Origin of the sequence: Natronomonas gomsonensis, from assembly GCF_013391635.1 — an archaeon.
Lineage (GTDB): Archaea > Halobacteriota > Halobacteria > Halobacteriales > Haloarculaceae > Natronomonas > Natronomonas gomsonensis_A.
In genome coordinates, this window is the sequence record NZ_JACAWU010000001.1 from 349,220 (window position 1) to 373,452 (window position 24,233).

Below are 24,233 nucleotides of genomic sequence, written 5' to 3' on the forward strand. Positions count from 1 at the left end.
CCGTCCTAAGAAGAGTTCTGACAAATCCGTCCAAACGTCGAGACGCGTGCCGTCGGAGGACAACGCACCCAGGTATTTAATCTCCAGTCGCGTGGATCCATCCCCATGGCCCTCCACGCCCTCGACGCGATAGACAACGCACTGACCGCCACGCGACGGTTCCGGCCACGCGGCCTATTCGAGTGGGTCTGGGTGACCGTCGTCGCCGCACTCGTCGCCACTCCGGGCATCAGCATCCCGACCGGCGGAACCGGTGGCGGCGGTGTGACGCCCGAACAGCGCGGCGCAATCGAGGAGGCACTCCCGGCGACGCTCCCCGAGTGGGTGCCGCTCGCAGTCGCCGTACTCGCCGTCGTCTGGCTCGGCTTCGTCGTTCTCGGCGCGCTCCTGGAGTTTCCATTCCTCCGGTGGCTCCGAGACGGCGAGCGAGCGACGATAGCGGGGATGGCCACCCACTGGAAGCAGGCGCTCGGGCTCGCGGCGTTCAGGGTCGTCCTCTCGCTGGTGGGGTTTGCCGCCCTCGGCGCGTTAATCACGACCGCGACGGGGGCGGACCCGACCCTGACGGACTACCTCTTCGCGGTGAGCGAGTACGGAATCGTCCTCTCACTGGTCGGGATTCCGACCGGCATCGTCGCCGCGTTCACGACGGCGTTCGTCGTCCCGACGATGCTGCTGACCGACTGCGGCGTCCTCGGCGGGTGGCGACGCTTCTGGTCGACGCTTTCGGACGCACCCAAACAGTTCCTCGCGTACGCGGTCGGCGTCGCGCTGCTCGCGACCGTCGGTGGCATCCTCGTCTCCATCGCGGCGGTGGTCGGGTTCATCGCGGCGGCTATCGTCGGTGGCCTCGTCGGATTCGCCGTGGCGGCGAGCGCGGTCGGCGTCTCCGGCGTGCTCGTCGCGTTGGCCGTCGGCGCACTCGGTGCGATACTCGTCGGAGCAGTCGTCTACGCGATTCTACAGGTGTTCCTCCGATACTACGCCCTGTTCGTGTTGGGGGCGGTGGACCACGAACTTGACGTTCTGGCCGACCGGCGGGCGGCCCTCGACGGGACCGACGCTGAGACGGCCGCGCCATCGGAATAATCGAAGGCGTCACGCCGTCTGCTCGCGTGTTTCACTTTCGCTTTGCGGCGTGTTTTTAACCCACACGGGGCGAAAGGTGACGTATGAGTCAGGCAACGCTCGACGACGACGAACTGTTCGACGAGGCGGCGAGCGAGATGCGCGAGGACGTGGAATCCAGTCTCGCCGAGGCCCGCGAGGCGCTCCCCGAAGCCGACGCCGTCTGGGACACCGACGCCGACAACACCCTCGGCGTATTGAACGCCTTGAAAGGCGCACTCGACACCGGCGACGCCGAAGACCACCTCCGGGACGCCAAGAAGTGGTTCGCGATGGGCAAGAAGGCCGACGCCTTCGAGGATGCCGACGACCTCGAAGCCAACATCGCGGAACTGGAGGAACTCCTCGAAGACATCGTCACGGCTCACGAGCAGGTGAGCGAACTCGCCTCAACGGTGCCGGAACTCCGCGGCGCGCTCGAAGACGCCGAAAGCGAAGACGACGAAGACGACGAGTAATCAGACCGCTCGCATCGCGACCGCATCGAGCAACTCCGAAAGCGCCCCTGCGGCTTCTTCGAGCAGTTCCTCGCCCAGTTCCTCGGAACCGTTCCGGGGGTCGCCGACGACGCCCGATTGGGTGAACTCAGCGGAGTCATAAGCGAGGTTCGTCCCGTTGAGCCACTCGCCCCACTGCTCGGCGGCGCCCTCGGCAGCCTCCTCGGTTCGCCCTTCGTGTACCAACTCTGGCCGCAGGTGCCGCATGAACGACGTTTCCGCGGGGCCGCCGTGGCCCAACTCCTCCGTGTCGACGGCGTCGAACCACGTGTAGGCCACCGCGTAGGCGTCGCCGTCGCGGCTGATTCGGCCGCAGCACTCCCGTAAGGCGTCGACGTTGCCGCCGTGGCCGTTGACGACGACGATTCGGTCGAAGCCGTGGTGAGCGAGGCTCTCCATCGTCTCGCGGACGTACGCGCGGAAGGTGTCCTCGCTGACCCACAGCGTGCCGTCGAAATCGCGGTGCTCCTCGGCGATGCCGACGGGGATGGTCGGCCCGACGACGGCCTCGCCGTCGAAGTCGGCGACGTAGCGCTCGACGCCCGCCTCCGCAATCGCTTCGGCAGTCATGTAATCGACGCCTAGCGGTGCGTGAGGGCCGTGCTGTTCGGTGCTTCCGACCGGGAGCACCGCGAGGTCGGTGTCTGCGTCCCGGATATCGGTCCACGTCGATTCGGGGAGGTTCATACCGACCCAAAGCGGCGCTGGCGCTTGTAAGCGGTGGTTTGACTGGGAAAACGCGGTCGCTCGCCGAGGAGGGAGAACGTAAGAAAGCCCGCCTTACGCGATGAGGAGTTCCTCGCCGCGCTCGACTCGGATGGTGCACGGCGGGGAGATCTTGTTGTACGCGCGACGGAAGGCGTCCTTCGCCACGGCGGCGTCTTCGGCGTTACACCAGACGGTGAAGAGCCGTTCGCCCTTCGGAATCCGGGCGGCCGTGCCGACGATTTTCCCGAACGCCTGTCGCATCCCGTCGGAAACACGGTCCGCGCCGGCGCCGGTCGCCTGCTTGTTCTCCCGGATGACCTGGTGGGGGAACTTCCGGAGAATCATCTTGTAGTCGCCGCCCTCACCGAGTTCCTTCAGCATTCGGCGGTTCGCCGAGAGGCGCGCGGCCTCGAGCGAGCCGTGTCGAATCTGAACTTCCTCGTCGACGAGGAGGCTAATCTGGACCGGGTAGTCGTCGGGCTCGGCGTCGATTCGACCCATCTTGTACTGGGCGACCTTCGACCCCGGGATGCCCGTGATGTACTCCCGTCGCGTGTACGCGGGCTTGTCGATGTCCCGGTACATAGAGGCGGGCTTGTCACTCATAGTACGTCAGATGTGGTTGAGTCCGTGGATAAAGGCTTCGAAGCCGACCCGACGTGGGACGGTGTGTCGTAGTGATACGGACGAGCGGCGAAAACGGGTGTCGTCAGTCAGCCGCGATGCGGGAGGAACGCGACCGCACCGAGGAGGAACGCGGCGCCGAGCGCGTAAACGATGATGTACGTGAGACTCGACATGCGCTCCTGGAAGTAGTCCTGGTTGTCGAGGCCGGCCTCGTACCCCTCGACGTCGGTCGACAACACGAGCGTGTCACCGCCGTCGAACGTCGAGACGTACTGCGTTCCATCGAGTTCCGTGGTGTCGCCCTCGGCGAACTCGATCGACTCCGTGGACGTCTCCTCCCACGTGAGGACCGCCTCCGAGGCGGTGACGTTGTCGACGGTTTTCGACGTGTTGTCGTGTTGTATCGTGTCGCCAACGGCGAAGCTCTCGCGGTTCGGTTCGGGGAGGTACTCGTCGACCGGCTGGGTCGTCCCGTTGCGGTAGCGGACGAACTCGGTGCCGTCGTCGTCCGTGTAGGTGCTGTTGTCCACCTCGGGGTCGTTTTCGAGCAGCGTCGGCACGTCGAACTCCTCGACGAGCGTGAACGACTGCTCGCCCGCGGCCGTCGTGACGTTGTACTCGTCGCCGTCGTACTCGACGACGGTGTTGTTGCCGAACGTCGTCTCCTGTTGGTTCGTTTGGTTGTATTCGGCGGTCGCACTCCCGTTCGACACTTCGGTGAACGTGTAGGTCGTGCCGCCAAATTCGACGGTGTCTCCCTGCTGGAAGGTGTCCCCTTCGACATCGATAGTCGGTTCCTCGGCCACCGCCATCACCGAATAGGAGCTGGCGGCCATGACGAGGAAGAAGGCGATGTATATCGCCGCCCATCGTCGTTGCATACGCGGAGGGACGAAAGCCCCGCGTATAGGCGTTACTAACTCTTCTCATCCACCTCGTTCGAATCGGTTCGACCAGCGGGTACCCGGGGCCGTGACAGAGCGAGTCACGGTATAAGAGACCACACATGAGTGGCTCATATCGCCAACTGTATATGTTGGCTCACGAGAACGTCACACGATGAGCCAGAGACGACAACTGAGTGCGACGTTACTCTCCATCGCAGTCGTCGCGACGATGGTCGGAGGCGTCGTGCTGTTCGGCGCGGCCGTCGCGCCGGCTGCTGCGAGCGACCACACGAAAGACGAAGCCGAAGACCTCACCGAACAGTCCGACTTCGAGGTCGTGCTCCCGGCGCCGACCGACCACTATCCGGGTGACCAGAACGAAGCCAACGGCAGCATCGAGTACTTCGCCTCCGGCGCCGACGCCTTCGAAGAGGTCGGTGCCGCGGAGGGACTGTATCCCGACTTCGTCATCATCGATGCACCCTGGATCGACTACTCCGAGTGCAGTACGCCGAACACGAAATCCTTCGGAATCGACCGCGGCAACAACAACGAAGGCACACAGACCGACGAGGACCTCGTCCAGCGGCAGAAGAACGTCGACTTCCGGGACGACGGCATCACCATCGAAATATACGACTTCAGTGATTTCTCGAACGACCCGCCCTACATGGCTCCCGAAGACGCCATCGTCGCCGCTCAAGGTGCCGGCTCCCAGGACGGCCCCTGTCTCACCGTCACCAGCGAACCCGGCTGGTATCAGGTCCAAGGGTTCCTCAACGGCACCGTCGCCGACAACGGCCCCGACGAAGAGCCCTCCGAGAACGCCGAGGAGGCCGGCTTCAGACTGAACTCGAACTACCTCTACGTCTGTGAGTGTGACAACGAGGAAGAAGCCCGCGAACAACTCGGCCCGCCGCCGAACGAGGACACTCAGTCCACCGCCACGCCGGAACCGACCGCAACCCCGGAACCTACGCCGACGCCCGAGGACACGACCGAATCGACGGCGACGCCGGAACCGACCGCGACGCCCGAGCCAACACCGACGCCTGACGATACTTCGGACGCTGAAGACACACCCGAACCGACCGACGCACCCGAGAACACGCCGCAGTCCACCGACGCGCCACAGACCACCGAGGCCCAGTCGGACGACGACTCGTCGGGCATGACGCCGACCGCCGGCGAAGGTCCCGGCTTCGGCCCCGCCGTCGCCATCCTCGCACTGCTCGCCAGCGCCCTCGTCGTCATCCGCCGCAGATAAACGCCACTCGTTTTCCGGTTCCTACCGGGCGTTAACAATTATTATAAACCCCAGCGAATAGCCAGCAACAGCGTTAGGAGCGGTGATTCTGCAGTCGTACCTACATGCACAGCGCAAGGCAGACAGCCGCGACGGTGCTGGCGACGTTCGTCGTCGTGTCGATGGTCGCAATCGGTGCGACCGCCGGCGCCGTCGCCGCCGACGGACACACCAGAGATGAATCACCGAACTTCGACGAGGAAATGAACTTTACGGTGAACCTCCCGTTCAAGACCGACCATTACCCCGGCGACCAGAACACCGAAAACGGCAGCATCGAGTACTTCGCCGCCGGTGCTGACGCGTTCAACGACCAAGGCGCAGAGGAGGGCATCTGGGTGGACTACGTCATCGTCGACGCCGACTGGATCGACTACTCCGCGTGTACGACGGATAACACGAAGGCCTTCGGTATCGACCGTGGCAACAACAACACGGGGACGAACATCGACGAGGACCTCGTCGAACACCAAATAAAGACCGACTTCCGGGACGATGGCATCACCATCGATATGTACGACTGGAGTGAGTTCGCGAACGACCCACCGTATCTCGCCCCCGAGGACGCCGTCGTCGCGGCACAGGGTGCCGGGTCGAACTCCGGCCCGTGTCTCACCGTCACCAACGAACCCGGCTGGTATCAGATTCAAGCGTTCACCAACGGCAGTATCGCGACCGGCTGTAATGAAGAAGGCAATCCCGACTGTGAGCCAGAAGACAAGGAGTTCGTCGGTGTGAACGTCAACTCGAACTACGTCTACGTCTGTGAGTGTGACAGCCGCGCCGAAGCCGAAGAACAGCTCGGCCCGCCGCCGGGCGGTTCCGAACCCACGCCGACGCCGGAACCGACCGCGACGCCCGAATCCACCCCCGACCCAACCGAGGCTCCCGGCGACACGCCACAGCCCACTGACCCACCTGAGGACACCCCGGAACCAACCGACCCACCGGACGATACGCCACAGCCCACTGACCCGCCCGAAAGCACCACTGCACCCACCGCAACCCAGGCCAACAACGGCGGCGGAGGCGGTGGCGGCAACAGTGGCGGCGGTGGAAACACCGGCATGACGCCGACCTCCGGCGGTGGCCCCGGCTTCGGACCGGCCGTCGCTATCCTCGCGTTGCTCGCCAGCGCGCTGCTCGCTAATCGGCAGCGATAACTCCTCTATCCGTTTTCTTCTGTTTATTAAGCAGTTCGTTCACTACTGTCGTGCGTGGTATAAACACCCGAATATAGCTGGCATTAGGGATAAGAAAGTAGTGTCCGCCGTTGCCTTCGATGGGACCCGCTAATCGACAACGAATCGCGACCCTGTTGTCCATCGCACTGATTACGTCGATGGTCGCCGGGGTCACGCTATTGGCCGCGGCCGCCGGGCCGGCTGCGGCACAGGACAGCGTCACGAGAGACGAGGCACCGGACAAGACGGATGCCGCGAACTTCACGGTCAATCTCCCCTTCGCGACCGACCACTACCCCGGCGACCAGAACGAAGAAAACGGTAGTATCGAGTACTACGCCGTCGGCTCGGAGGCGTTCAACGAGGTCGGTGCCGAGGAGGGCGTCTGGTTCAACTATATCATCATCGACGCCCAGTGGATCGACTACTCGGCCTGCGACATCCCGAACACGAAGGCCTTCGGCATCGACCGGGACAGCAGTCTGAGTGGTACCCAATTCGACGAGGACCTCGTTCAGAAACAGCGGAACACGAACTTCCTCGACGACGGCATCGAAATCAAGTTCTACGACTTCAGCGACTTCTCCGGTGACCCGCCGTACATGGCCCCCGAAGACCAGGTCGTCGCTGCACAGGGCGCCGGCTCACAGGACGGCACCTGCCTGACGATGACCAGCGAACCCGGCTGGTACCGCCTGCAGGCGTTCCTCAACGGCACCGTCGCCGACAACGGCCCCGACGAGGAACCCTCCGAGGACGCCGAGGAGAAGGGACTCCGGCTGCAGTCGAACTACCTCTACGTCTGTGAGTGTGACAACGAAGAGGAAGCCCGCGAACAGCTCGGCCCGCCGCCGAACGAGGACCCCGACCCGACGCCGACCCCGACGGAGAGCAGCGACTCGACGCCGACCCCGACGGAGAGCAGCGACTCGACGCCGACGCCCACAGAGGCCCCCGACAACACCGCAACACCCGAACCGACCGAACCACCGGAATCTACACCCGAACCAACCGACCCACCGGACGATACGCCACAGCCCACAGATCCGCCCGAGGAGACGACAGCACCCACTGCAACCCAGTCCAACAACGGCGGCGGCGGTGGCAACGACGGCGGCGGTGGCAACACCGGTATGACGCCCACATCCGGCGAAGGCCCCGGCTTTGGCCCCGCCGTCGCAATCCTCGCACTTCTCGGCAGCGCGCTACTCGCGAATCGACGGCGATAACCCGACCATTACCTGTTTTATCGCGCCGTATATTCGGGTCAAGCGCCCGGTTCTCCCGCCGCGGGGATATAAACTGCCTCGAATACACTGCAGTACGGTTAGCGTCGAGTCAATACAGCGTTCCGACGAATGCGTAGACAGAGACGTGCCACGTCGCTCGCCATCCTCGTCATCGCGGGGACGCTCGCGGGCGTTTCGGTTCTCACTGTCGCAGCGGGACCCGCCGCTGCGGACGAACACACCAAAGACCAGGCAGCGAACTTCGACGGAGAGGCGAATCTCACGGTGAATTTCCCGTATGCGACTGACCACTACCCAGGCGACCAAAACGAGGCCAACGGCAGCATCGAGTACTTCGCCTCGGGCGCGGAGGCCTTCGAGGAACTCAACGCCGAGGAGGGCGTCTTCCTCGATTACGTCATCATCGACGCCCAGTGGATAGATTACTCCAACTGCGACATCCCGAACACGAAGGCGTTCGGCATCGACCGCGGGGGCAACAACGACGGAACCCAAGTCGACGAGGATTTGGTCCAACGACAGAAGAACGTCGATTTCCGTGACGACGGCATCACCATCGAACTGTACGACTTCAGCGACTTCGCCGGTGACCCGCCGTATATGGCCCCCGAAGACGCCATCGTCGCCGCACAGGGCGCCGGCTCTCAGGACGGTACCTGCCTGACGGTGACGAGCGAACCCGGCTGGTATCAGGTCCAAGGGTTCCTCAACGGCACCGTCGCCGACAACGGTCCCGGCGAACAGCCGTCATCGGGCGCACGCACCGCGGGCGTGAAGGTGAACTCGAACTACCTCTACGTCTGTGAGTGCGACAACGAACAGCAGGCCCGCGAACAACTCGGCCCACCGCCGGGAGAGGAGCCGAAAAACACCGCCACGCCGGAACCGACCACGACGCCGGAATCCACGCCAACGCCGACGGAGGCCCCCGACGCCACCGCCGCCCCCGAGCCCACCGAAGCGTCCGAAGACACTCCCGAACCGACGGACCCACCCGAAGACACGCCACAGTCGACAGCCCCGCCGAAGGACACCACAGCGCCGACGGCGACCGAGGCCGACACCGGCGGTGGGGGCAACGGCGATACGAACATGACGCCGACCGCCGGTGCCGGCCCCGGCTTCAGCCCCGCCGTCGCCGTCCTCGCGTTGCTTGCCAGCGCACTCCTCGTTAGCAGGCGGACGTAGCTTCGTTCGACAGCTACAGTCGAGTGGACGCACCGTCTGTACCGGCTTTTTCCACCGAATCTGACAGTTCTTCCCTGATGAATGGACCGTCGATTCGCCGTATCCGTCTTAAACGGCCGGACAACACCAGCACAACACACATTTGCACCTGTTAAATATTGAGGACACACATGGCAGACCTGCCAGCTAACGAACAGAGTGATGAAGAAGACGGGCGGCTCGACAGGCGTTCGATACTGAAGTACGGAGGGGCCGGTGCGCTGACCGCCGGTCTCGCCGGCTGTCAGTCGCCGGAGAACCCCGCACCCGGGTTCCCTCTCCGCGGACAGAGCGACGATGTCCCACCCGGTAATGGCAACGGTAACGGCGAGGGAGGTGGCGACGGCGTTCTCTCGGGACAGACCCTGAACGTCGGCGTTCTCGCACCGATGAACCTCCCGCTCGGGCGCTCGATGTGGAACGGTGCCCGACAGGCGGCGGAGGAACTGAACAACAACGGTGGCATCCTCGGTGCCACGGTCAACGTCGAACTCGGCAACACGGAAGTGTCGCCGGGGAAGGCCCAATCCGAGCACCGACGGCTCGTCCAACAGGAGAACTGCGATATGACCTGTGGCATCTTCCTCGGATCGGCGCTGCTGCAGACGCTCCCGTCTATCGCCAACCAAGAGACCATCCACATCACCAGCGCCTCGGCCGACCCCCGCGCCGGGAAGTTGGTCTCGAAGACCAACGACGACATCACCGGCGAGGGCGGGGAAGCCGAGTACGAACGGTTCAAGTACCACTTCCGCGCCGGACCGCTGCACTTGCTCGACCTCGCCGACGCGATGTTGGAGTTCGTCGAGGGGAACAAAGACGAGTACGGTTGGGAGAAGGCCGCGCTTCTGACCGAGAACCTCGGCGAGTTCACGCCGTACGCCGACCGACTCCAAGAGCGCCTCAGTGACGTCATCGAGGTTCCGGTCTCGGAACGACCGGGCGGCGTCAGCGACTGGTCGCCGCTGTTCAACGAAATCGAGGACAACGACTGCGACGTGGCAATCGTCGGGATGGCGCTCATCGGGACCACCGCCGTCAACCAATGGGCCCAGCAAGAACGCGACTTCGAGTTCGGCGGCATCCACGTCCCCAGTCAGGCGTTCAGCTACTGGGAATCCACTGGCGGCAACGTCGAACACGTGTTCAGCATGAACGCGATGACGCCCCAGACCTCGAACACCGAAGAGACCCAGCCGTTCGTCGAGGCCTATCGCGAGAAGTGGGACTCAGTTCCCATCTACAGCGGAGCGCTCACCTACGACGTGATTACCCTCGCCGAACAGGCGATTACGGCCGCGGTCGAGGGCGAAGAACTCGAAGAGATTCCGGACAGCGACACGCTGATTCCGTACCTCGAAGACGGCACGTTCTCGGGGAGTACGGTTCTCAACGAGTTCCAGTTCACGCCCGCGGACGCAACCTACGCCCACGAACCACAGTGGACCTCAATCGAGGAGACCGGCGTCCCCGTCTTCCAGCAGTGGCAGATGGACCCCGAAGTCCGCGAGGATTACGGGACGATGCACTCCTTTGCACCGCCACAGAACAAGAGCGCGGACAAAACGGTTCCAGGATGGGTGAGTAACTAATGGTTCTCGACACGATACTCGCAGCAACGTTCATCAGCGCACTGTACGCCGTCATCGCCATCGGCTTTACGCTCATCTTCGGCGTCGGCGGCATCCTGAACTTCGCCCACGGCGGGTTCATCACGCTCGGTGCGTTCAGCGCGTACATCGCCTCCGGATACTTCGGATTACCCATCTTCGTCGGCCTCTTGGCCGGCACCGTCGTCGGTGCTGCCATCGGCGGCGCGACGTACATGGGCGTCATCCGCTACGTCCGGACGCGCCCGGTGACGATTCTGATTCTCACGTTCGTCATCGGCTTCTTCATGATGTACTTCGTCCGGGTGTTCGGCCGTGAGATCCTGAACATCGACCCGCTCAACATTCCGGTCGACCCCGTCATCGGTTCGAGCAGTTTCGCCAACGACGTGTTCATCTTCGCCACGTCGTGGCTGCTCATCGGCGCGCTGTTCTACTTCGTCAACTACACGCGGACCGGGCGCGCCATCATCGCGGTCAGCATGAGCGACAAGGGCGCCTCGCTCGTCGGCATCGACTCCGAGCGCATCAACCTGATTACGTGGGTGCTGGCGGGCGCCTTCGCCGGCTACGCCGGCGTGTTGCTCGCGGGCAGTCTCGGCGGCGGGTCGTGGCTCATGTCCATCGAACCGCCGGCACCGCTCGTGCTGTCGTTCGCGATCGTCATTTTGGGCGGCCTCGGTTCCATCAAGGGTAGCGTCGTCGGCGCCTACATCATCGGCTTCTTCGAGACGTTCACCGTCACGTTCGCACCGGGCGGCTCACAGCTCGCGGGCATCTCCTCGCTCGTCTTGCTGCTCGTGTTCCTGCTCGTGAAGCCCGAAGGACTGTTCGGACGGGAGGCTGGAGAATAACAATGGCTACGAAAACACCTTTCGAAGGCAACACCAAGGAACGGCGTCGCGAGGCGGTCAAAGAGAAACTCCAGTTCAGCGAGCTGACGCTCCGACACCGAATCGGTGTGTACGCGATTGTGCTACTGGGGCTGTTCCCGGTGTTCCTGACACCGTTGGAACTCGACGCCTTCCGACCCGTGTTGTTCTTCATGATGTTCGCGATGAGTTGGGACGTCGTCTCCGGGTACACCGGCCAACTCAGCTTCGGTCACGCGTTCTTCTTCGCCATCGGCGGCTACGGGAGCGCAGTGGTGACGACACAGCACGGCCTTCCCGTCATCGTCGGCATCGTGCTGGCGACCGTGGTTGCGGCGCTCGGCGGACTGCTCATCGGCATCCCCGCACTGCGACTCGAGGGGCCGTACCTCTCGCTCGTCACACTCATCGCGCCGCTGTTGCTGTACCAGACGTTCATCCTGTTCAGCGAGAACCTGCCGCTGTTCGCCCCGCAGGGCCTCGGTGGGACCGGCGGGCTTCCGACCCAGCCACCTCAAATCGTCGGCTTCGCACAGGACGCGATGGTGACAGTGAGCGGCAACATGTCGTGGGCGCTCGGGCGGTACTACACCGCCTTCGCCGCGTTCCTCATCGTGTTGTCCGTCTGTTACGCCGTGACTCGTTCCTCCGCCGGAACGGTGTTCACCGCGATTCGTGAAGACGAGAACGCGGTGCGCTCCTCGGGACTCAACCCCGCGAAGTTCAAAATCTTCGCGTTCGTCCTCGCGGGCGCAGTGGGCGGCTTCGCCGGCGCGATGTTCGTCCACGCCGGCGGCTTCCCGAACACCGAGAACCTGCTCGGCCCCGGCCGAATCGACCTCAGTATCCAGGTCATCATCATGGCGATTATCGGCGGCATGGGGACCATCGTCGGCGCGGTCGCCGGTGCGTTGTTGTTCGCACTGACGACTGAAATCGTCAACGCGCTCACGTTCACGATTCCGATTCTCGGCATCGAGTTCGCCGCGCTGGATCCGCTTCCGACGTTCCTGCTCGCCATGCTGGTGTTGGTGTATCTCCCCGACGGTGTCGTGCCCGAAGCGATTCGGCGCGGCCGTCGGATGCGGGCACGCTACCGCGGCGAGGAGGTTCCCGAACCGGAACCGACCGGCGGGAACTCACCCGTCCAGAGTACCATCCAGAAGTACCGCGAGGAAATCAACGACATCATCGGACGTGATAACAAATGAGCACTGACAGCGAACGAGCCGACGTCGAAAACCGCTCGTACGGCCCCGACGACGGCATCCTCGTCGCCAACGACCTGCGGAAGGAGTTCGGTGGACTGGTCGCCGTTGACGACCTCTCCTTTGCGGTTCAGGAGGGCGAAATCCTCGGCTTCATCGGGCCGAACGGCGCCGGGAAGTCAACGACGTTCAACTCCGTCACGGGGACGTATCCGCCGACCGACGGCACCGTCTACTTCAAAGGCGAAGACGTGACCGGCATCCCCGCCCACGAGATGGTCAAAAAGGGGATGGCCCGAACGTTCCAGGAGTTCGCACCCCTCGAAGACCGCACCGTCGTCAAGAACATCGAGTTGGCACTCGCGCCCGACGAACTGTTCACCCTCGCGGGCGTCGGCGGCGAGAGCGAAGCCCTCGCTACCGAAATCGCAAAACGCGTCGGGTTGGGTGACGTCCTCGACCAGACGCCCTCGGAACTCCCGCACGCCGGGATGTTGAAATTGGAGTTGGGTCGGGCGATTGCAACTCAACCCGACGTGATGTTGGTCGACGAGCCCTTCGCCGGTCTCTCCGGGAAGGAGGTTCAGGAGCTCTCGGAGGTGATGGAGTCGCTCCGACAGCACGGCATGACGCTCATCGTCGTCGACCACAACATGCGTGGCCTGCTGAACCTCATCGACCGGGCGTTCGTCATCCAGTTCGGGTCGAAAATCGCCGAGGGAGACCCGGACGAAATCAAGAACGACCCGAAGGTTCAAGAGGCTTACCTGGGTGGTGATGAGATATGAGTGCGGATAGCACGGACGACTTCGAAAGCGAATTCCAGCCCGCCACGGACACCCAACCGACGCCCGACCCGGTGCTCGAGGCCGAAGACCTCTCGGTGTCCTACGGGAAGGTCCAGGCACTACGCGGGTTGGACCTCACCGTTCGGGAGGGCGAAATCGTCTCGCTCATCGGCCCCAACGGTGCCGGCAAGACCACGTTCGCCAACACTGCCTCCGGATTCCTGCCGTACGACGGTAGCGTCCGCTACCGGGACCAAGAGGTCTCGAACGTCGGCCAGACCGCGCTGGTCGAGCAGGGGATGATTCACTGCACCGAGAAACGGGACCTCTTCGGGTACATGGACGTCGAGGACAACCTCGAGTTGGGCGGCTACCTGCAGGACGACGCCGTCATCGAAGAGCGCAAGGAGTTCGTTTACGACCTGTTCCCGCGTCTCGACGAACGTCGCGAGCAGAACGCCCGCTCGATGTCCGGCGGCGAACAGCAGATGCTCGCCATCGGACGAGCACTGATGGGCGACCCTGACCTCCTCATCCTCGACGAGCCGACGCTCGGCCTCGCGCCCGTCATCCTGAAGGACATCGCCGAGGCGTTCGACCCCATCCAGGAACAGGGCGTCACCATCATGCTCACCGAGCAGAACGTGACGTTCGCGCTGAAACACGCCGACCGCATCTACCTGCTGGAGAACGGTGACGTGGTCCGTGAAGGGACACCCGGCGAACTGAAAGGCGACGACTACATCCGCGAGTCCTACCTCGGCGGGTAATCCCGCCTTCGGCTCGGGCCGAGAGCGCTCCAGCGAAAATAAACCGACAACTGTCGAAACGTTTTATTCGTTCCGTTGACAGGGTACGCTAATGAAGCACGAAACGACACTCACCCTCCTTCTCGTCGTCGTGTGTTCCCTCTGGCTGCTGCCCGCCGGCGTCGGCGCCAACCACGGCGGCAGTCCGACGGATTTCACCACGACGCCGAGCGACCGTACGCCCAGTGCTAACGGAACGAGCTATCTACTGTCGGCGGAGTTGGCCGAGAAGTTCGATAGTTCCCCCGCCCTCGCGTACCCCGACCGAATCGTGTTCCAAATCGAGGGCGCGAACCTGAACGACTGCGAAGGCGGGTTCGTCGGAGGAGGAAGTTACGAACTCGGCGTGAACAAATCGACGGAGAGCGGTTATCAGTTCCAGGCGTACGAGGTCCAAGACGCCACGTGGGACGGCAGCGCCGTCGAGTTCCAGTTCGACACCGAAGACCAACCGAATTACGGACAGGGTGACAAACTGGAACTCGAACTGCAGGGCTGTGTTGGGAACGCCGACTCGGAGGGGTGGTACCAGTCGGCCGTGCTCGTGGAGGGGAAATCCCGAGGCGACCGGAACGTCAGTTTCACCGACCAGTCACACTACTTCGGGCTCTGTGAGGGGTGTGAGAGCGACGACGACGCACGGCAGGAACTCGGACCTGCGCCGTCGGACCCGACGCCGACTCCGGAGCCAACGCCGACGGCAACGCCGGAACCGACCGACACACCGACACCGGAGCCGACAGCCGCTCCGACAGCGACACCGGAGCCGACCGCCACAGCCACCGCACAACCGACGACGACGGCGCAGCCGACGGACACTGCGACACCCGAGGCCACACGGACACCGACGCCGACCGAAGCCGAGAGCGGACCGAACAGTGACCCGCCGTCGGCGTCGACCGTCTTCGGCGTGGACCCGCTCGCAGTCGTCGGTGCCGTCGCCGTCGTCTCCATCGCACTCGCGGCGCTCGGCGCTCGACGGTTATGAAAAGCCAAGGGCCGGCTTTAGGGCTAAGGGTTAAAGCCCAGCGGATAAAATATATAAGCAGAGATGGGAACGAGAGATCAAATCGAGAACCTCCAAAAACGCATCAAGAAACGGTCAGGTCTGTCCGACGAGCCGCCTGACGACGATGACGCACCGTCGATCTCGGAGGACGACGCAGAGGTGCTTCTCGAATTCAGCCGACAACTCGACCTTCTCAGTTCGAAGTACACCGACTACCGGCATCTCAAGCTCCTCCGTCACTGCGTCATCCTGGCAGAGCAAGTTGGTGGGCTCGCGGACGCGCTCGAAAGTCGAGACGCCGCCGAAGAGGTCGTCGTGTGGATCAACCGAGAACGGAACACCCCAGAGTTCAGCGAAGAGACGAACCAGGATTACCGGGTCGCACTCCGAGTGTTCGGCAAGCGGGTCCTCAAGATGGCTGACGACGAGGTGCCAGACTCGCTAGCGTGGATCCCAACGGGCACGAGCAACTCCTACGATCCCTCACCAAGTCGAGCGGACATGCTGGACTGGAAGGAGGCCAAACGGATGGCCGACGAAGGAACGACCAATAAACGTGATAAGGCACTCATCACGGTCGCCCACGAGCTCGGACCCCGAGGAGAGGAAATGCACGAGGTCCGGATGGGACAAGTCAACGATGCCGATCATGGGATACAGATCAGTCTCGACGGGAAACAAGGGGAACACTCCGTCACACTGATCAACAGTGTTCCCTACCTACAGCAGTGGCTCAGCGAGCATCCAGCACCGGACGATGACGAGGCGTACCTCTGGTGCAACCTGGATGACGCATACGACAATGCTAGCTACCAGACGTTCCTCGGTCGCTTCAAGAAAGCAGGACGGCGAGCTGGCATCGACAAGCCGGTCACGCCGACCAACTTCAGAAAGTCGAACACGTACTGGCTCGCCAAACAGGGGGCGAATGAATCGTTCATTAACGACCGCCAAGGCAGGAAGCCCACATCCGACCACGCGCGACGGTACATCGCGGCGTTCGGCCCCGAGAACGAGAACAACCAGTACGCAGAACTTCAGGGTCTCGACGTGGAGACGGAGAAAACGGAAGATCGGACGCCGGTCACGTGTCCCCGGTGCGACAAAGAGACCCCGCGCGACGAACCGTTCTGCGTCTGGTGTCACCAGGCGATGGAACCTGACGCCGTCGACGAACTCGAAAAAGAGGAATCCAAGAAACGGCGAGAGCTACTCCGGCTTGCGAAGGAGAACCCGGAGCTGTTGGACGCAGTCGAGGAGATCGAACCGCTGATCGAAACCCTCGGTGGCGATGCAAAGGTCATGGATACAGCTCGGGAGTTCGTCGAAGCGACTGAGTGACCGACGACGGTCCCTCTGTGTACTGGAGTAATCACCTACTGCTTCCCATCTGTTAAAAAAGGAGCAATTAGAAGTTGGTTCGCCGGTTCGCTACAGAGCGTGGGGTATCAGTGATCGGCCCCGCACCAGAGGCACGGTTGATGTGGTGGCGTCCACGCCCCACACTCTGGACATTTGATTGGTGGTCGTGGTCTAACGCCTCCGTTGAGGTCTTCGTCTTGGAATGTTTCGACGAACTGCTTGTGCTTATGCGGCTCCCATCCGAATCTCTCCCGAAGGGCGGGAGTTCTCAGTCCGAGTTGGACGGCCAGGCGTTTCGCTCGTGATCGGCGGATGTCGTGCAGCGTGATTTCCCTCGGGACATCAGCGGACTTGCAGGCTCGCCTTATGATCGACCGTAACTGAGCCATGGAGAGATCCTTGTTCGAATGGATCGTTGTCCAGATTGGCGTCTCCGGGGCAGCTTCCTCCAGCGGGTCCGCGTCCTCAGTGAGCAGTTCAGCTACTGGGTGTTCTGCTTGTACCCACTTCTTCAAGTACGGCATCGATCCGCAGAGGGGGAGTAATCGTTTCCGGTCATTTGGACGAGTGAGCAGTATGTTCATGTGGTCGCCCCTGTCTTCCAAATCACCGAAGCTGAGCCGGTGAAGTTCAGATGATCGTGCGTGCAACTCCCACTGCACGGCGATGAGGGCCTTGTCTCGAATGTGGATGTTCGGATGTTCGAGGATCGGTACGATGTGGTCTTCCCAGCGGAGTATCTTCCACTGGTCGTCGTTCGGTTCTAGCATGACGCATCCCATCGTTCGACCCAGGGGATAATCGGCGAATCGTGGGCGAAGCCACTTCAACGCCGAAAAATTTATACCTCAAATCAATCGGTCGTATGGTGTTTGTCAGAAATCCGGAGGATTGCCAGGAGCAAGTTATTCAACAGGCGACGGAACTTTAGGAGAACGTAGAATCGGTGTGACGCTGTCCGTAGCCATCATGGTGTGGTGTATCCATGTGGATGGTGTTTGAACTGTTCTTGGATCGGATCTCGTCTATCTGAGATTGTGACAGTCGTGTAGGATGCAGTCGCCATCGTTTCTCCCCGTTATCATTGAGGTAGTGAGTGACGATGCCAGCCTCCTCTGCCTGTGAAAGTGTCAAACTTAGGGTGGCAGGAGAGTACTCTTCATCTCGACCCAATTCCTTGGCCCCCACGGAGTCGTCTGCAACGATAGTATTGACCTTCTCTCGAAGCGCAGTAAACGCGTAACTATTCTCTGGTGCGTCCAGCAACTCATTCAGCACAATCTGTGCGTATTTCTTTTTCAGTAGTCGTTCGAACTCAGTTTCGTCCATTACAAGACAGCTTTCCTGGTCCATAGGTAAATAAGATAGCCAAGGGTGGAACTCTGAAATCCGGGGATATTCTTCTAATGATTATTGGAAAATGGTAGAATATATCGTGAGATTATAATGTTGAGTTCGAAGGTTAGAGAACATATCTGCTGCGACTCTGAGTCGTCTATAAATAATTTTCCCTGGTGAAGTCATTATATTCTAGTCGCGTAGTTTACCCTCTCTGTTCTAATTCGGGTATGGTCGAATACGAGGATGGAAATCTCCCGCCGAGGGAGTACGTGCGGGAAAACAAAGAGCAACTCGAACGGCTGATCAAACACAGCAACAACGACTTCGTTCGAGCGTTGGCGATAGCAGCATTCGTCGAGTATGGGGACGACGCATCAGTAGAATCGATCACGAAAGACCTGGAGCGGATCAAGGAGTTGGAAGAGGTTCGGTGAGGATGCGTCTGGTCCCTCACTCCAACTCAGACGGCTACCGGGTCTTCATGGAGCCGCACGAATACGAGACGATGCTCGAATGCGCATCACGTGATCGAGCGGAGATTGCGTTCCGGCTCGGTGGGGAATGCTCCCTGAGAAAAAAGGAGGTACTTGAGGTAACCCTCGATAAGATTCAGAAATCTCGAAGCCCCGATGTAGAGATTTTCTTTATGCGCGTGTGGGGGAAGGAAACACGGAAAGAGAATAGTAAGAAGCCCCGGAAACCCTGGGTTCCCATCTCGTTACTTGAGGAACTCGAACGGTACAGCAAACGGAAGAACATCAGGCCTTCATCCCCTCTCTATCCGAAGTCCAAGGGAACTCTTCAGAACGATATCGTGGACGCACGGGAACGAGCAGCTGACAAAACCGGTGACGATGATTTCCTCGAAGTGACGTTCCACGACTTCCGGCGATATTTCGCAACCAATCTATTCTACAGAGAGCGAGTCAAAATCGAATTCATCGCGGCCCTCGGCGGGTGGGAAGATCCAGATTACATGAAAGAAGAGTATCTGGACCCCTACTTCGATGACGTCATCGAACGACACCTGGCCCAGAAAGGAGTCCTCGATATTGAAACCGACCACCAGTCCGACTTCGAGAAAGTACTCAGCAAGATGGACCAACTTGGGGACCGTATTGATACCCTCGAACGAATCATTGCGGAAGACACTGAGGAGCAGGAATCTGAAGAACCAGAGACCGGAGAAAGCGACGACCATCACTCGTTTGATGAGTTCTTGTGACTCCTTCTTTTCGAAGATAACGTCAACTGCAGCCCACTACCGACGAGGAGATTCATAGGGTTAGAAATGGCCGTAGAGTTCTGAACAAGACGAGACGTCGGGAGATTTGCCTCGGTAGGTTTTGACCCAACCTGCTGGAAATAAGAATAGAACGGCTGGAGCGACACTACCAACCTAATGATGTACTCTGATAGTAGTCTCCATCAGTCTGTTCTATAGAAGAGGAAGAGTAGCGTTCTACTCAGGATCACTCACAGCCCAACGCGAATGACGTAGTAGAAGATGAAATAATAGAATAACAGAAATTCAGCTGTCACATCTTGATAGTGGCTGAAACGGTGTGGTTATGCAGTCATCGATAATATAGAGATCTACGAAAAACGCCCGACGAGAGCGGGCCAATCTGGTTTTGCATTCGTCTATATTATCAAATTATGAACAGCGATGAGAGTACCGTCTCCGGAATTATTCATTATTTCCTCTTGTACACAACGGTGGAAGTGGTCAGCCACACATCATAATAGAGTGGTTTCAATAGCTGCGATTTGTTATCTTTTTGAGTGAAGTGTATGGTTGTTACTGTGGTCGGTTCAGCCGTTTTTCAGCCCGAGAGACCAGCACGTGTTGTGCATAGAGGGCGTCATCTCGGTCGCTGTTAGCTACCTCTTCGAATATTCTGCGAGAGATCTGTTCTGTCAATAGCTTCCCGTCTTCGATCTTCCAGATGAACGGTTCTCTAGGGTCAAGTTCACGTTCTCGCAGCATTCTACCATCCACCCGAAGCGACATCACTAGTTCGTCGCCGTATTCGATGGCTTGGTCACGGCTCAAGACCAAGTTGTCGAGATATTCGTCACCGTTCGGTGAGGGTGTTGCCCACTCTACTGTCCACCCTGGTTCGATATCGTGCGAGAACATGCACGTCATTAGATTGTTGAACGCCAAAAACCGTTAAGAGACTAAGGTGGATGGAGGGAAGCACAATCAAGAGTATCCTCTAAAATGGGAGAACACTATTGAAACTAGCGTGACTCGCGTAGAGTAATGGTCAACATTTGGGTGACTAACGGGACCCCCACGATGCCCGGGATTTTGAACCCGTTGACGGCTGCCTGCGATCAGGGATACGTGCCGGACGAGGTCTGGATTCTGTCGAATCCCGGAGTCGCTGATTATGTCGTCGAGGCCACAGACAGGTTTGAGACAATCATCGATGCATATGACGGGGATGCGGATGTCTCGGTACACGATCTAGAGCACGAGACTGACTTTCACGGTATCATCGGGTTTTACCGGTCTACTATCGAAGCTGCTCGGGATCAGGGAGACACGGTTGCTGTGGACGTGACCCCGGGTCGGAAGTTCATGTCCGCGATAGCCTTTCAAGCCGGGTTCAAATTCAACGCCGACCACGTCTTCTACTTCCACCGGAAAGCAGGGGGGTATTACGGACAGTACTATGCCGAAATCCCGCGGACGGCGACTGATTTGATCGATTTCAAGGAGATCCTGTGATGCAGATTGAACGCCGCCGATTAGTGGTGCTGTTGAACGCACTGTACGACCAGGGCGTCGAATCGATCTCAGTGAAGCATCCGTGCGCAGACATCGGTGAGTTAGTGCAGATCTCCTTAGCGGATGATGGGCAAGCCACGGTCAGGTTCACGCAAGGCACGATGACGTACCAAGACAACCGTGATACGATCCCTGCGAAGTACGGTGAACCTGCCTTCGATGACCTGCCAGATGCCGAGACGTACACCCGCGCGGCCGTCGCCAGCGGTCACGTAACGCTCGCTAATCACGACGAGGTTCAAGACTTCATTCAGCGGTACGGGTATGCAGATCTCGAAGCCGGCAACGACCCTGTCGTCGTCGGACTCGATGCGAATATTATGCCGTGGCGGCTACCAGAAGTACTGGGAATCGACAGTGAGACAGGCGACACTGATGAACGAAATCGACGACCAACGAACGGGTACGCACTCGCCACCGGCGTCAAGGAAGAACTGGATTGGCATTACAAGCAGTACAACACGCACGAACTGACCGAGGCGTTCGGGGAGGAATTCGCTCGTCTCGATAACCAGCCAGCCGGCTCCAATCGGGAAGGGTTCCTCGGGCTCTACGAGTATCGTCGCCTACGGACCGACCGAACAGTCGATGTCATCGAGTGTGACACCGGTGATGAGGCGATCATTTCTGCGTACCAGGAATTCAATCAGACCAGCCGGAAGCAAGCGCTGCTATTCAGCAACGATTACGGATTCGTCGAAAGGAGCATCGATGCCAGCGTGCCGGCACACCACGTTAAGTACCCTGTCGATATTCCGCGGAAGTCTACGGGATCGTGGACGCAAGCGGCTGAACTACTCCACTATCTCGCAATCATCTTCGGTGTGATTCAACTCCCGAAGGTCACCGTCTACGGCGTTTGGAACGGGAAAGACGGTCGTCACTGGCAACACGAACAACTCGACCTCGACTGTCGAAGCCCGAAAATCGAACCGCAACTGGAACGGGATCTCACCATTCTCGACGCAACGTATTGAAGAGGCGATGTGACCCTACGGGGTCGAACGGGAACGCTCGAACGCAGAGCACCCTCCTCGACGCCGTGCGGCGTGACCATCCAGTCTCTGGTCGCACTCCCGATCACATCGATGCCTGACAACCCGAGCAATCCCGCCCAGCATCGGATACACCGACACCAGGTGAAGACGAGGACTACCTTGACGAATGGCGGGACGTACTTGCCGCTGTACTCACTCGTCTCGACGCACGAATCGAAGCATGCTGGACCGAGTAGTTGCCCAGTGCGGAAACGAGGTGTGCGTTCTATAGAACGCTGTCAAGCCGAATACGACTCGGGCCAGGGAAACTGATTACTGGTATCCAGAGGTATAGAGCATCAATCCGAACACGAGAAACGATGAGAGTCACCGGGAACACGATCTACGAACACGACGAACACGGAGCGGTGCTCGTCATCGACGTTCACCACGTCTTCAACGAGTACGACCTCGAAACCGGAAGCGGAGAGCTTCACTCGCGCGTCGTTCGATATACCCCAGACTGGGATGACTACGGCCCGATGCCAGGAAGCATCCGAGTGACATCAATTGATGACTTCCGAGAGCAACTGGGTGACGAGGTCAGAACGTTCGAACCGCTCGAACCGCAGGCTGAAACGGACGAGTAGCGCGTATCACGTAGGCATTTATGGACTGACAGACGTAATGCCGTGGTATCATGCAACACGCGTTTCGGGTCGGGAAACACTATCGTGATACTGGGAGTTACCGCAACTCGGAGGACCAGTTTCTGCGGTGGATCCGCGGCCCACTTGACAGCGGTATCAAAAACACGGGCGGGATCCGTGATCTCGGTGCTGATCGGTCGGATACGCCTGCAGCGCTCGTGCTCGTCTCCAACGACAGCGGCATCTCCCAGCACGACGACCCGTGGGAGGACACGCTCGCCGTCAACGCCGGCTACATCAGCTACTGGGGCGACGCAAAGGCATCGAACCCCTACGACGAGTCCACGCAGAACCAGAAAATCAAGACCGCCTTCGACAACGCCGCGGCTAGGCGGCGCGAGGACGTTCCGCCCGTCCTCGTTTTCCGCAAACCCGAATCAGGAGTCGTCGAGTTCTGCGGGCTCTGCGTTCCCGACCACTTCGAAGTCCGCGCGTACCGTTCTAAGGACGGGACGCAGGTCCCGAACTACCAGTTCCACTTCTCGATACTCAACACCAACGCCGTCCCCGTCACGTGGCTGCACGAACGCGCCCAGCAGAACGACGACAGCGCGGCACCTGACGTCTGGCAACACTGGGTCCAGACCGGGGAGGTTGCCCAGTGGCCGACCGGCGAACTCCTCGATTCGAGCGGCCGGATCCGCCGCTACGAAACGTCCGAAATCACCGTGAGCGACGCCTTCCGTGCAGATACACTCGACCGCTACGACCACGCGTGCACCCTGACTGGCATTCGAGAAGACGAGTTGCTGGATCTCGCGCACATCCTCCCACGGAGTCAACATCCCGATCTCGCAGAACACCCAGAGAACGTCTTCGTGTTGAACTCACTGCACCACCGCGCGTTCGACGCTGCGCTGTTCACTATCGATAGGGACTACCGGATCCGTACCAGCCCGTCATTCGATCCAGCGCACCCGTTCCTGCGGGAAACAATCCTTGACCGGGACGGCGAACAACTCGCATTCCCACCCGGCGCACAAGTCCAACCGTCGTTCCTGGAGGAACTGAACACCGGGCTCTCGTGGCTCTAGTACAGTATGACTCGATTCTGTAACTATGGATGAAATTATGAGAACTCATCCGGGAGCACCGATTTGGGAGGCCCGTTCAGGCGAAGTTGGTACGTACTGTCCCTGGTCCCTGTCGTTTCTCGCGTCGGATCCAGTAGTGGATATCCAGTCGTGAAGTTCTCGACGAGGTCCTCGTACTCTGGCAGGGTAATGTCCAACTGGTCGGCGAGGTAGACGATTCGTTTCGTTGCGGCTCCATTCCCGACTCGTCGCAGGCACTCGACGACTCGTTCCCACGAACATTGCGTGTCGACAGCGTTCTTCAGTGCCTTTGCAAGCTCGCTGATACCGCCGCAGAACTCCGGGTGGTCGGCGCAATCGACCAGGGTCTTCTCGATACTCGAAATGTTCGCCTGGTTCGACCCGACTGCAGTCGGTTGATAGCCGAAGAATTTCTGCTCAGTGACGGTCACGGGTCGATACGTCACCCCGTGGATTTCGTGCTCTTGAGCGCGCGTTGTCGTCACGATGTACACCGTTCGGGGCACCTGCTCCGTCAGTCCGTGATGGTTCAGCGCACTCCAGTACCCAACGTACATCGGCTCCACCAGGGCGGACGCGATCACGAACTCGTGCGCTGTATACACGGCGTTCTCGCCCGCAGCAAGTGGCAGAATCAGGTACTTCCCGTGCGCGACTCGCTCAAGCCAGCCTTTCTCCTTGAGCGCATACGCCATATCCTTCGCCGACTTTCGCGGGATATCCAGAACATCCGCGAGGTCACTAATGCTGATGATCTCCCGGTTCTCGCTTGCGAGCCGTGACAGCGCCTGCGCCTCGCGCGTCGACAAGCTCTTTCGTTGAATCTCTACGCCGTTTGTTGACTCCATAGCCGCTTACCGTACATAGATCCTAAATCG

Annotated in this window: 26 protein-coding genes; 19 read left to right on the forward strand and 7 right to left on the reverse strand. The window is 60.3% G+C overall.

The features are described 5' to 3' along the window. Positions 1 to 105: 105 nt before the first annotated feature. Together HWX69_RS02065 and HWX69_RS02070 are read left to right on the forward strand one after the other, a co-directional pair. Complete coding sequence (locus HWX69_RS02065; RefSeq protein WP_178915406.1) at positions 106 to 1,089, forward strand: DUF7544 domain-containing protein; 984 nt, start codon at positions 106 to 108, stop codon at positions 1,087 to 1,089. An 83-nt stretch (positions 1,090 to 1,172) separates the two neighbouring features. Beyond that, the gene (locus HWX69_RS02070) at positions 1,173 to 1,586 is read left to right on the forward strand and encodes a DUF5790 family protein (RefSeq protein WP_178915407.1); all 414 of its coding nucleotides are present in this window, start codon (positions 1,173 to 1,175) and stop codon (positions 1,584 to 1,586) included. Here HWX69_RS02070 and HWX69_RS02075 read toward each other — a convergent pair whose 3' ends face one another. The 3 genes from HWX69_RS02075 to HWX69_RS02085 all read right to left on the reverse strand — a co-directional run bounded on the left by HWX69_RS02075 (position 1,587) and on the right by HWX69_RS02085 (position 3,841). Beyond that, positions 1,587 to 2,312: a creatininase family protein gene (locus tag HWX69_RS02075; RefSeq protein WP_178915408.1), complete on the reverse strand. Its 726-nt coding sequence runs from the start codon at positions 2,310 to 2,312 to the stop codon at positions 1,587 to 1,589. Between the two features lie 93 nt (positions 2,313 to 2,405). Then, positions 2,406 to 2,939 carry a 50S ribosomal protein L16 gene (locus tag HWX69_RS02080; RefSeq protein WP_178915409.1) on the reverse strand — a complete coding sequence of 178 codons (534 nt, stop codon included), beginning with the start codon at positions 2,937 to 2,939 and terminating at the stop codon, positions 2,406 to 2,408. A 107-nt stretch (positions 2,940 to 3,046) separates the two neighbouring features. After that, positions 3,047 to 3,841: a hypothetical protein gene (locus HWX69_RS02085; RefSeq protein ID WP_178915410.1), complete on the reverse strand. Its 795-nt coding sequence runs from the start codon at positions 3,839 to 3,841 to the stop codon at positions 3,047 to 3,049. Positions 3,842 to 4,019: 178 nt separating this feature from the next. Here HWX69_RS02085 and HWX69_RS02090 point away from each other — a divergent pair, with 178 nt between their 5' ends. The 11 genes from HWX69_RS02090 (at position 4,020) to HWX69_RS02140 (ending at position 16,451) form a co-directional block, all read left to right on the forward strand. Beyond that, entirely contained in the window at positions 4,020 to 5,114 is a 1,095-nt protein-coding gene (locus HWX69_RS02090; RefSeq protein WP_178915411.1) for a PGF-CTERM sorting domain-containing protein, read from the forward strand. A 104-nt stretch (positions 5,115 to 5,218) separates the two neighbouring features. After that, positions 5,219 to 6,316, forward strand: a complete 1,098-nt coding sequence (locus HWX69_RS18085) for a PGF-CTERM sorting domain-containing protein (RefSeq protein ID WP_178915412.1) — start codon at positions 5,219 to 5,221, stop codon at positions 6,314 to 6,316. 119 nt (positions 6,317 to 6,435) lie between these two features. Next, positions 6,436 to 7,566, forward strand: coding sequence for a PGF-CTERM sorting domain-containing protein (locus HWX69_RS18090; RefSeq protein WP_178915413.1), 1,131 nt, complete (start codon positions 6,436 to 6,438; stop codon positions 7,564 to 7,566). Between the two features lie 129 nt (positions 7,567 to 7,695). Further along, a complete protein-coding gene (locus HWX69_RS02105) occupies positions 7,696 to 8,775 on the forward strand; it encodes a PGF-CTERM sorting domain-containing protein (RefSeq protein ID WP_178915414.1) in 1,080 nt (359 codons plus the stop codon). 170 nt (positions 8,776 to 8,945) lie between these two features. Further along, positions 8,946 to 10,406 (forward strand): ABC transporter substrate-binding protein, encoded by a 1,461-nt coding sequence (locus tag HWX69_RS02110; RefSeq protein ID WP_178915415.1) that lies wholly within the window; start codon positions 8,946 to 8,948, stop codon positions 10,404 to 10,406. Next, complete coding sequence (locus HWX69_RS02115) at positions 10,406 to 11,278, forward strand: branched-chain amino acid ABC transporter permease (RefSeq protein WP_178915416.1); 873 nt, start codon at positions 10,406 to 10,408, stop codon at positions 11,276 to 11,278. The genes HWX69_RS02110 and HWX69_RS02115 overlap by 1 nt, the downstream gene beginning before the upstream one ends. A gap of 2 nt (positions 11,279 to 11,280) precedes the next feature. After that, entirely contained in the window at positions 11,281 to 12,507 is a 1,227-nt protein-coding gene (locus HWX69_RS02120; RefSeq protein WP_178915417.1) for a branched-chain amino acid ABC transporter permease, read from the forward strand. Next, a complete protein-coding gene (locus HWX69_RS02125) occupies positions 12,504 to 13,292 on the forward strand; it encodes an ABC transporter ATP-binding protein (protein ID WP_178915418.1) in 789 nt (262 codons plus the stop codon). The genes HWX69_RS02120 and HWX69_RS02125 overlap by 4 nt, the downstream gene beginning before the upstream one ends. Next, positions 13,289 to 14,062 (forward strand): ABC transporter ATP-binding protein, encoded by a 774-nt coding sequence (locus tag HWX69_RS02130; RefSeq protein ID WP_178915419.1) that lies wholly within the window; start codon positions 13,289 to 13,291, stop codon positions 14,060 to 14,062. Before HWX69_RS02125 ends, HWX69_RS02130 begins: the two co-directional genes overlap by 4 nt. A 91-nt stretch (positions 14,063 to 14,153) precedes the next feature. Further along, entirely contained in the window at positions 14,154 to 15,089 is a 936-nt protein-coding gene (locus tag HWX69_RS02135; protein ID WP_178915420.1) for a hypothetical protein, read from the forward strand. Positions 15,090 to 15,152: 63 nt separating this feature from the next. Then, the gene (locus HWX69_RS02140; RefSeq protein WP_178915421.1) at positions 15,153 to 16,451 is read left to right on the forward strand and encodes a tyrosine-type recombinase/integrase; all 1,299 of its coding nucleotides are present in this window, start codon (positions 15,153 to 15,155) and stop codon (positions 16,449 to 16,451) included. A 107-nt stretch (positions 16,452 to 16,558) separates the two neighbouring features. Here HWX69_RS02140 and HWX69_RS02145 read toward each other — a convergent pair whose 3' ends face one another. Beyond that, positions 16,559 to 17,242, reverse strand: coding sequence for a tyrosine-type recombinase/integrase (locus tag HWX69_RS02145; RefSeq protein ID WP_178915422.1), 684 nt, complete (start codon positions 17,240 to 17,242; stop codon positions 16,559 to 16,561). Between the two features lie 157 nt (positions 17,243 to 17,399). Continuing rightward, positions 17,400 to 17,801, reverse strand: coding sequence for a hypothetical protein (locus tag HWX69_RS02150; RefSeq protein WP_178915423.1), 402 nt, complete (start codon positions 17,799 to 17,801; stop codon positions 17,400 to 17,402). A gap of 239 nt (positions 17,802 to 18,040) precedes the next feature. Between HWX69_RS02150 and HWX69_RS02155 the strand changes: the two genes are divergently transcribed. Beyond that, positions 18,041 to 18,247 carry a hypothetical protein gene (locus HWX69_RS02155; RefSeq protein WP_178915424.1) on the forward strand — a complete coding sequence of 69 codons (207 nt, stop codon included), beginning with the start codon at positions 18,041 to 18,043 and terminating at the stop codon, positions 18,245 to 18,247. Between the two features lie 2 nt (positions 18,248 to 18,249). Next, entirely contained in the window at positions 18,250 to 19,038 is a 789-nt protein-coding gene (locus HWX69_RS02160) for a site-specific integrase (RefSeq protein WP_246286438.1), read from the forward strand. 576 nt (positions 19,039 to 19,614) lie between these two features. Here HWX69_RS02160 and HWX69_RS02165 read toward each other — a convergent pair. Next, a complete protein-coding gene (locus tag HWX69_RS02165) occupies positions 19,615 to 19,956 on the reverse strand; it encodes a hypothetical protein (protein WP_178915426.1) in 342 nt (113 codons plus the stop codon). A 126-nt stretch (positions 19,957 to 20,082) separates the two neighbouring features. Between HWX69_RS02165 and HWX69_RS02170 the strand changes: the two genes are divergently transcribed. The 4 genes from HWX69_RS02170 (at position 20,083) to HWX69_RS02185 (ending at position 23,334) form a co-directional block, all read left to right on the forward strand. Further along, positions 20,083 to 20,553, forward strand: a complete 471-nt coding sequence (locus tag HWX69_RS02170; RefSeq protein ID WP_218644653.1) for a PDDEXK family nuclease — start codon at positions 20,083 to 20,085, stop codon at positions 20,551 to 20,553. After that, a complete protein-coding gene (locus HWX69_RS02175) occupies positions 20,553 to 21,590 on the forward strand; it encodes a hypothetical protein (RefSeq protein WP_178915427.1) in 1,038 nt (345 codons plus the stop codon). The genes HWX69_RS02170 and HWX69_RS02175 overlap by 1 nt, the downstream gene beginning before the upstream one ends. Positions 21,591 to 21,970: 380 nt before the next feature. Beyond that, positions 21,971 to 22,240: a hypothetical protein gene (locus HWX69_RS02180; protein WP_178915428.1), complete on the forward strand. Its 270-nt coding sequence runs from the start codon at positions 21,971 to 21,973 to the stop codon at positions 22,238 to 22,240. A 50-nt stretch (positions 22,241 to 22,290) separates the two neighbouring features. Next, positions 22,291 to 23,334: an HNH endonuclease gene (locus HWX69_RS02185; RefSeq protein WP_178915429.1), complete on the forward strand. Its 1,044-nt coding sequence runs from the start codon at positions 22,291 to 22,293 to the stop codon at positions 23,332 to 23,334. A 35-nt stretch (positions 23,335 to 23,369) separates the two neighbouring features. On the opposite strand, the gene HWX69_RS02190 is transcribed toward HWX69_RS02185, so the two are convergent. Beyond that, complete coding sequence (locus HWX69_RS02190) at positions 23,370 to 24,203, reverse strand: type IV toxin-antitoxin system AbiEi family antitoxin domain-containing protein (protein WP_178915430.1); 834 nt, start codon at positions 24,201 to 24,203, stop codon at positions 23,370 to 23,372. Positions 24,204 to 24,233: the final 30 nt, after the last annotated feature.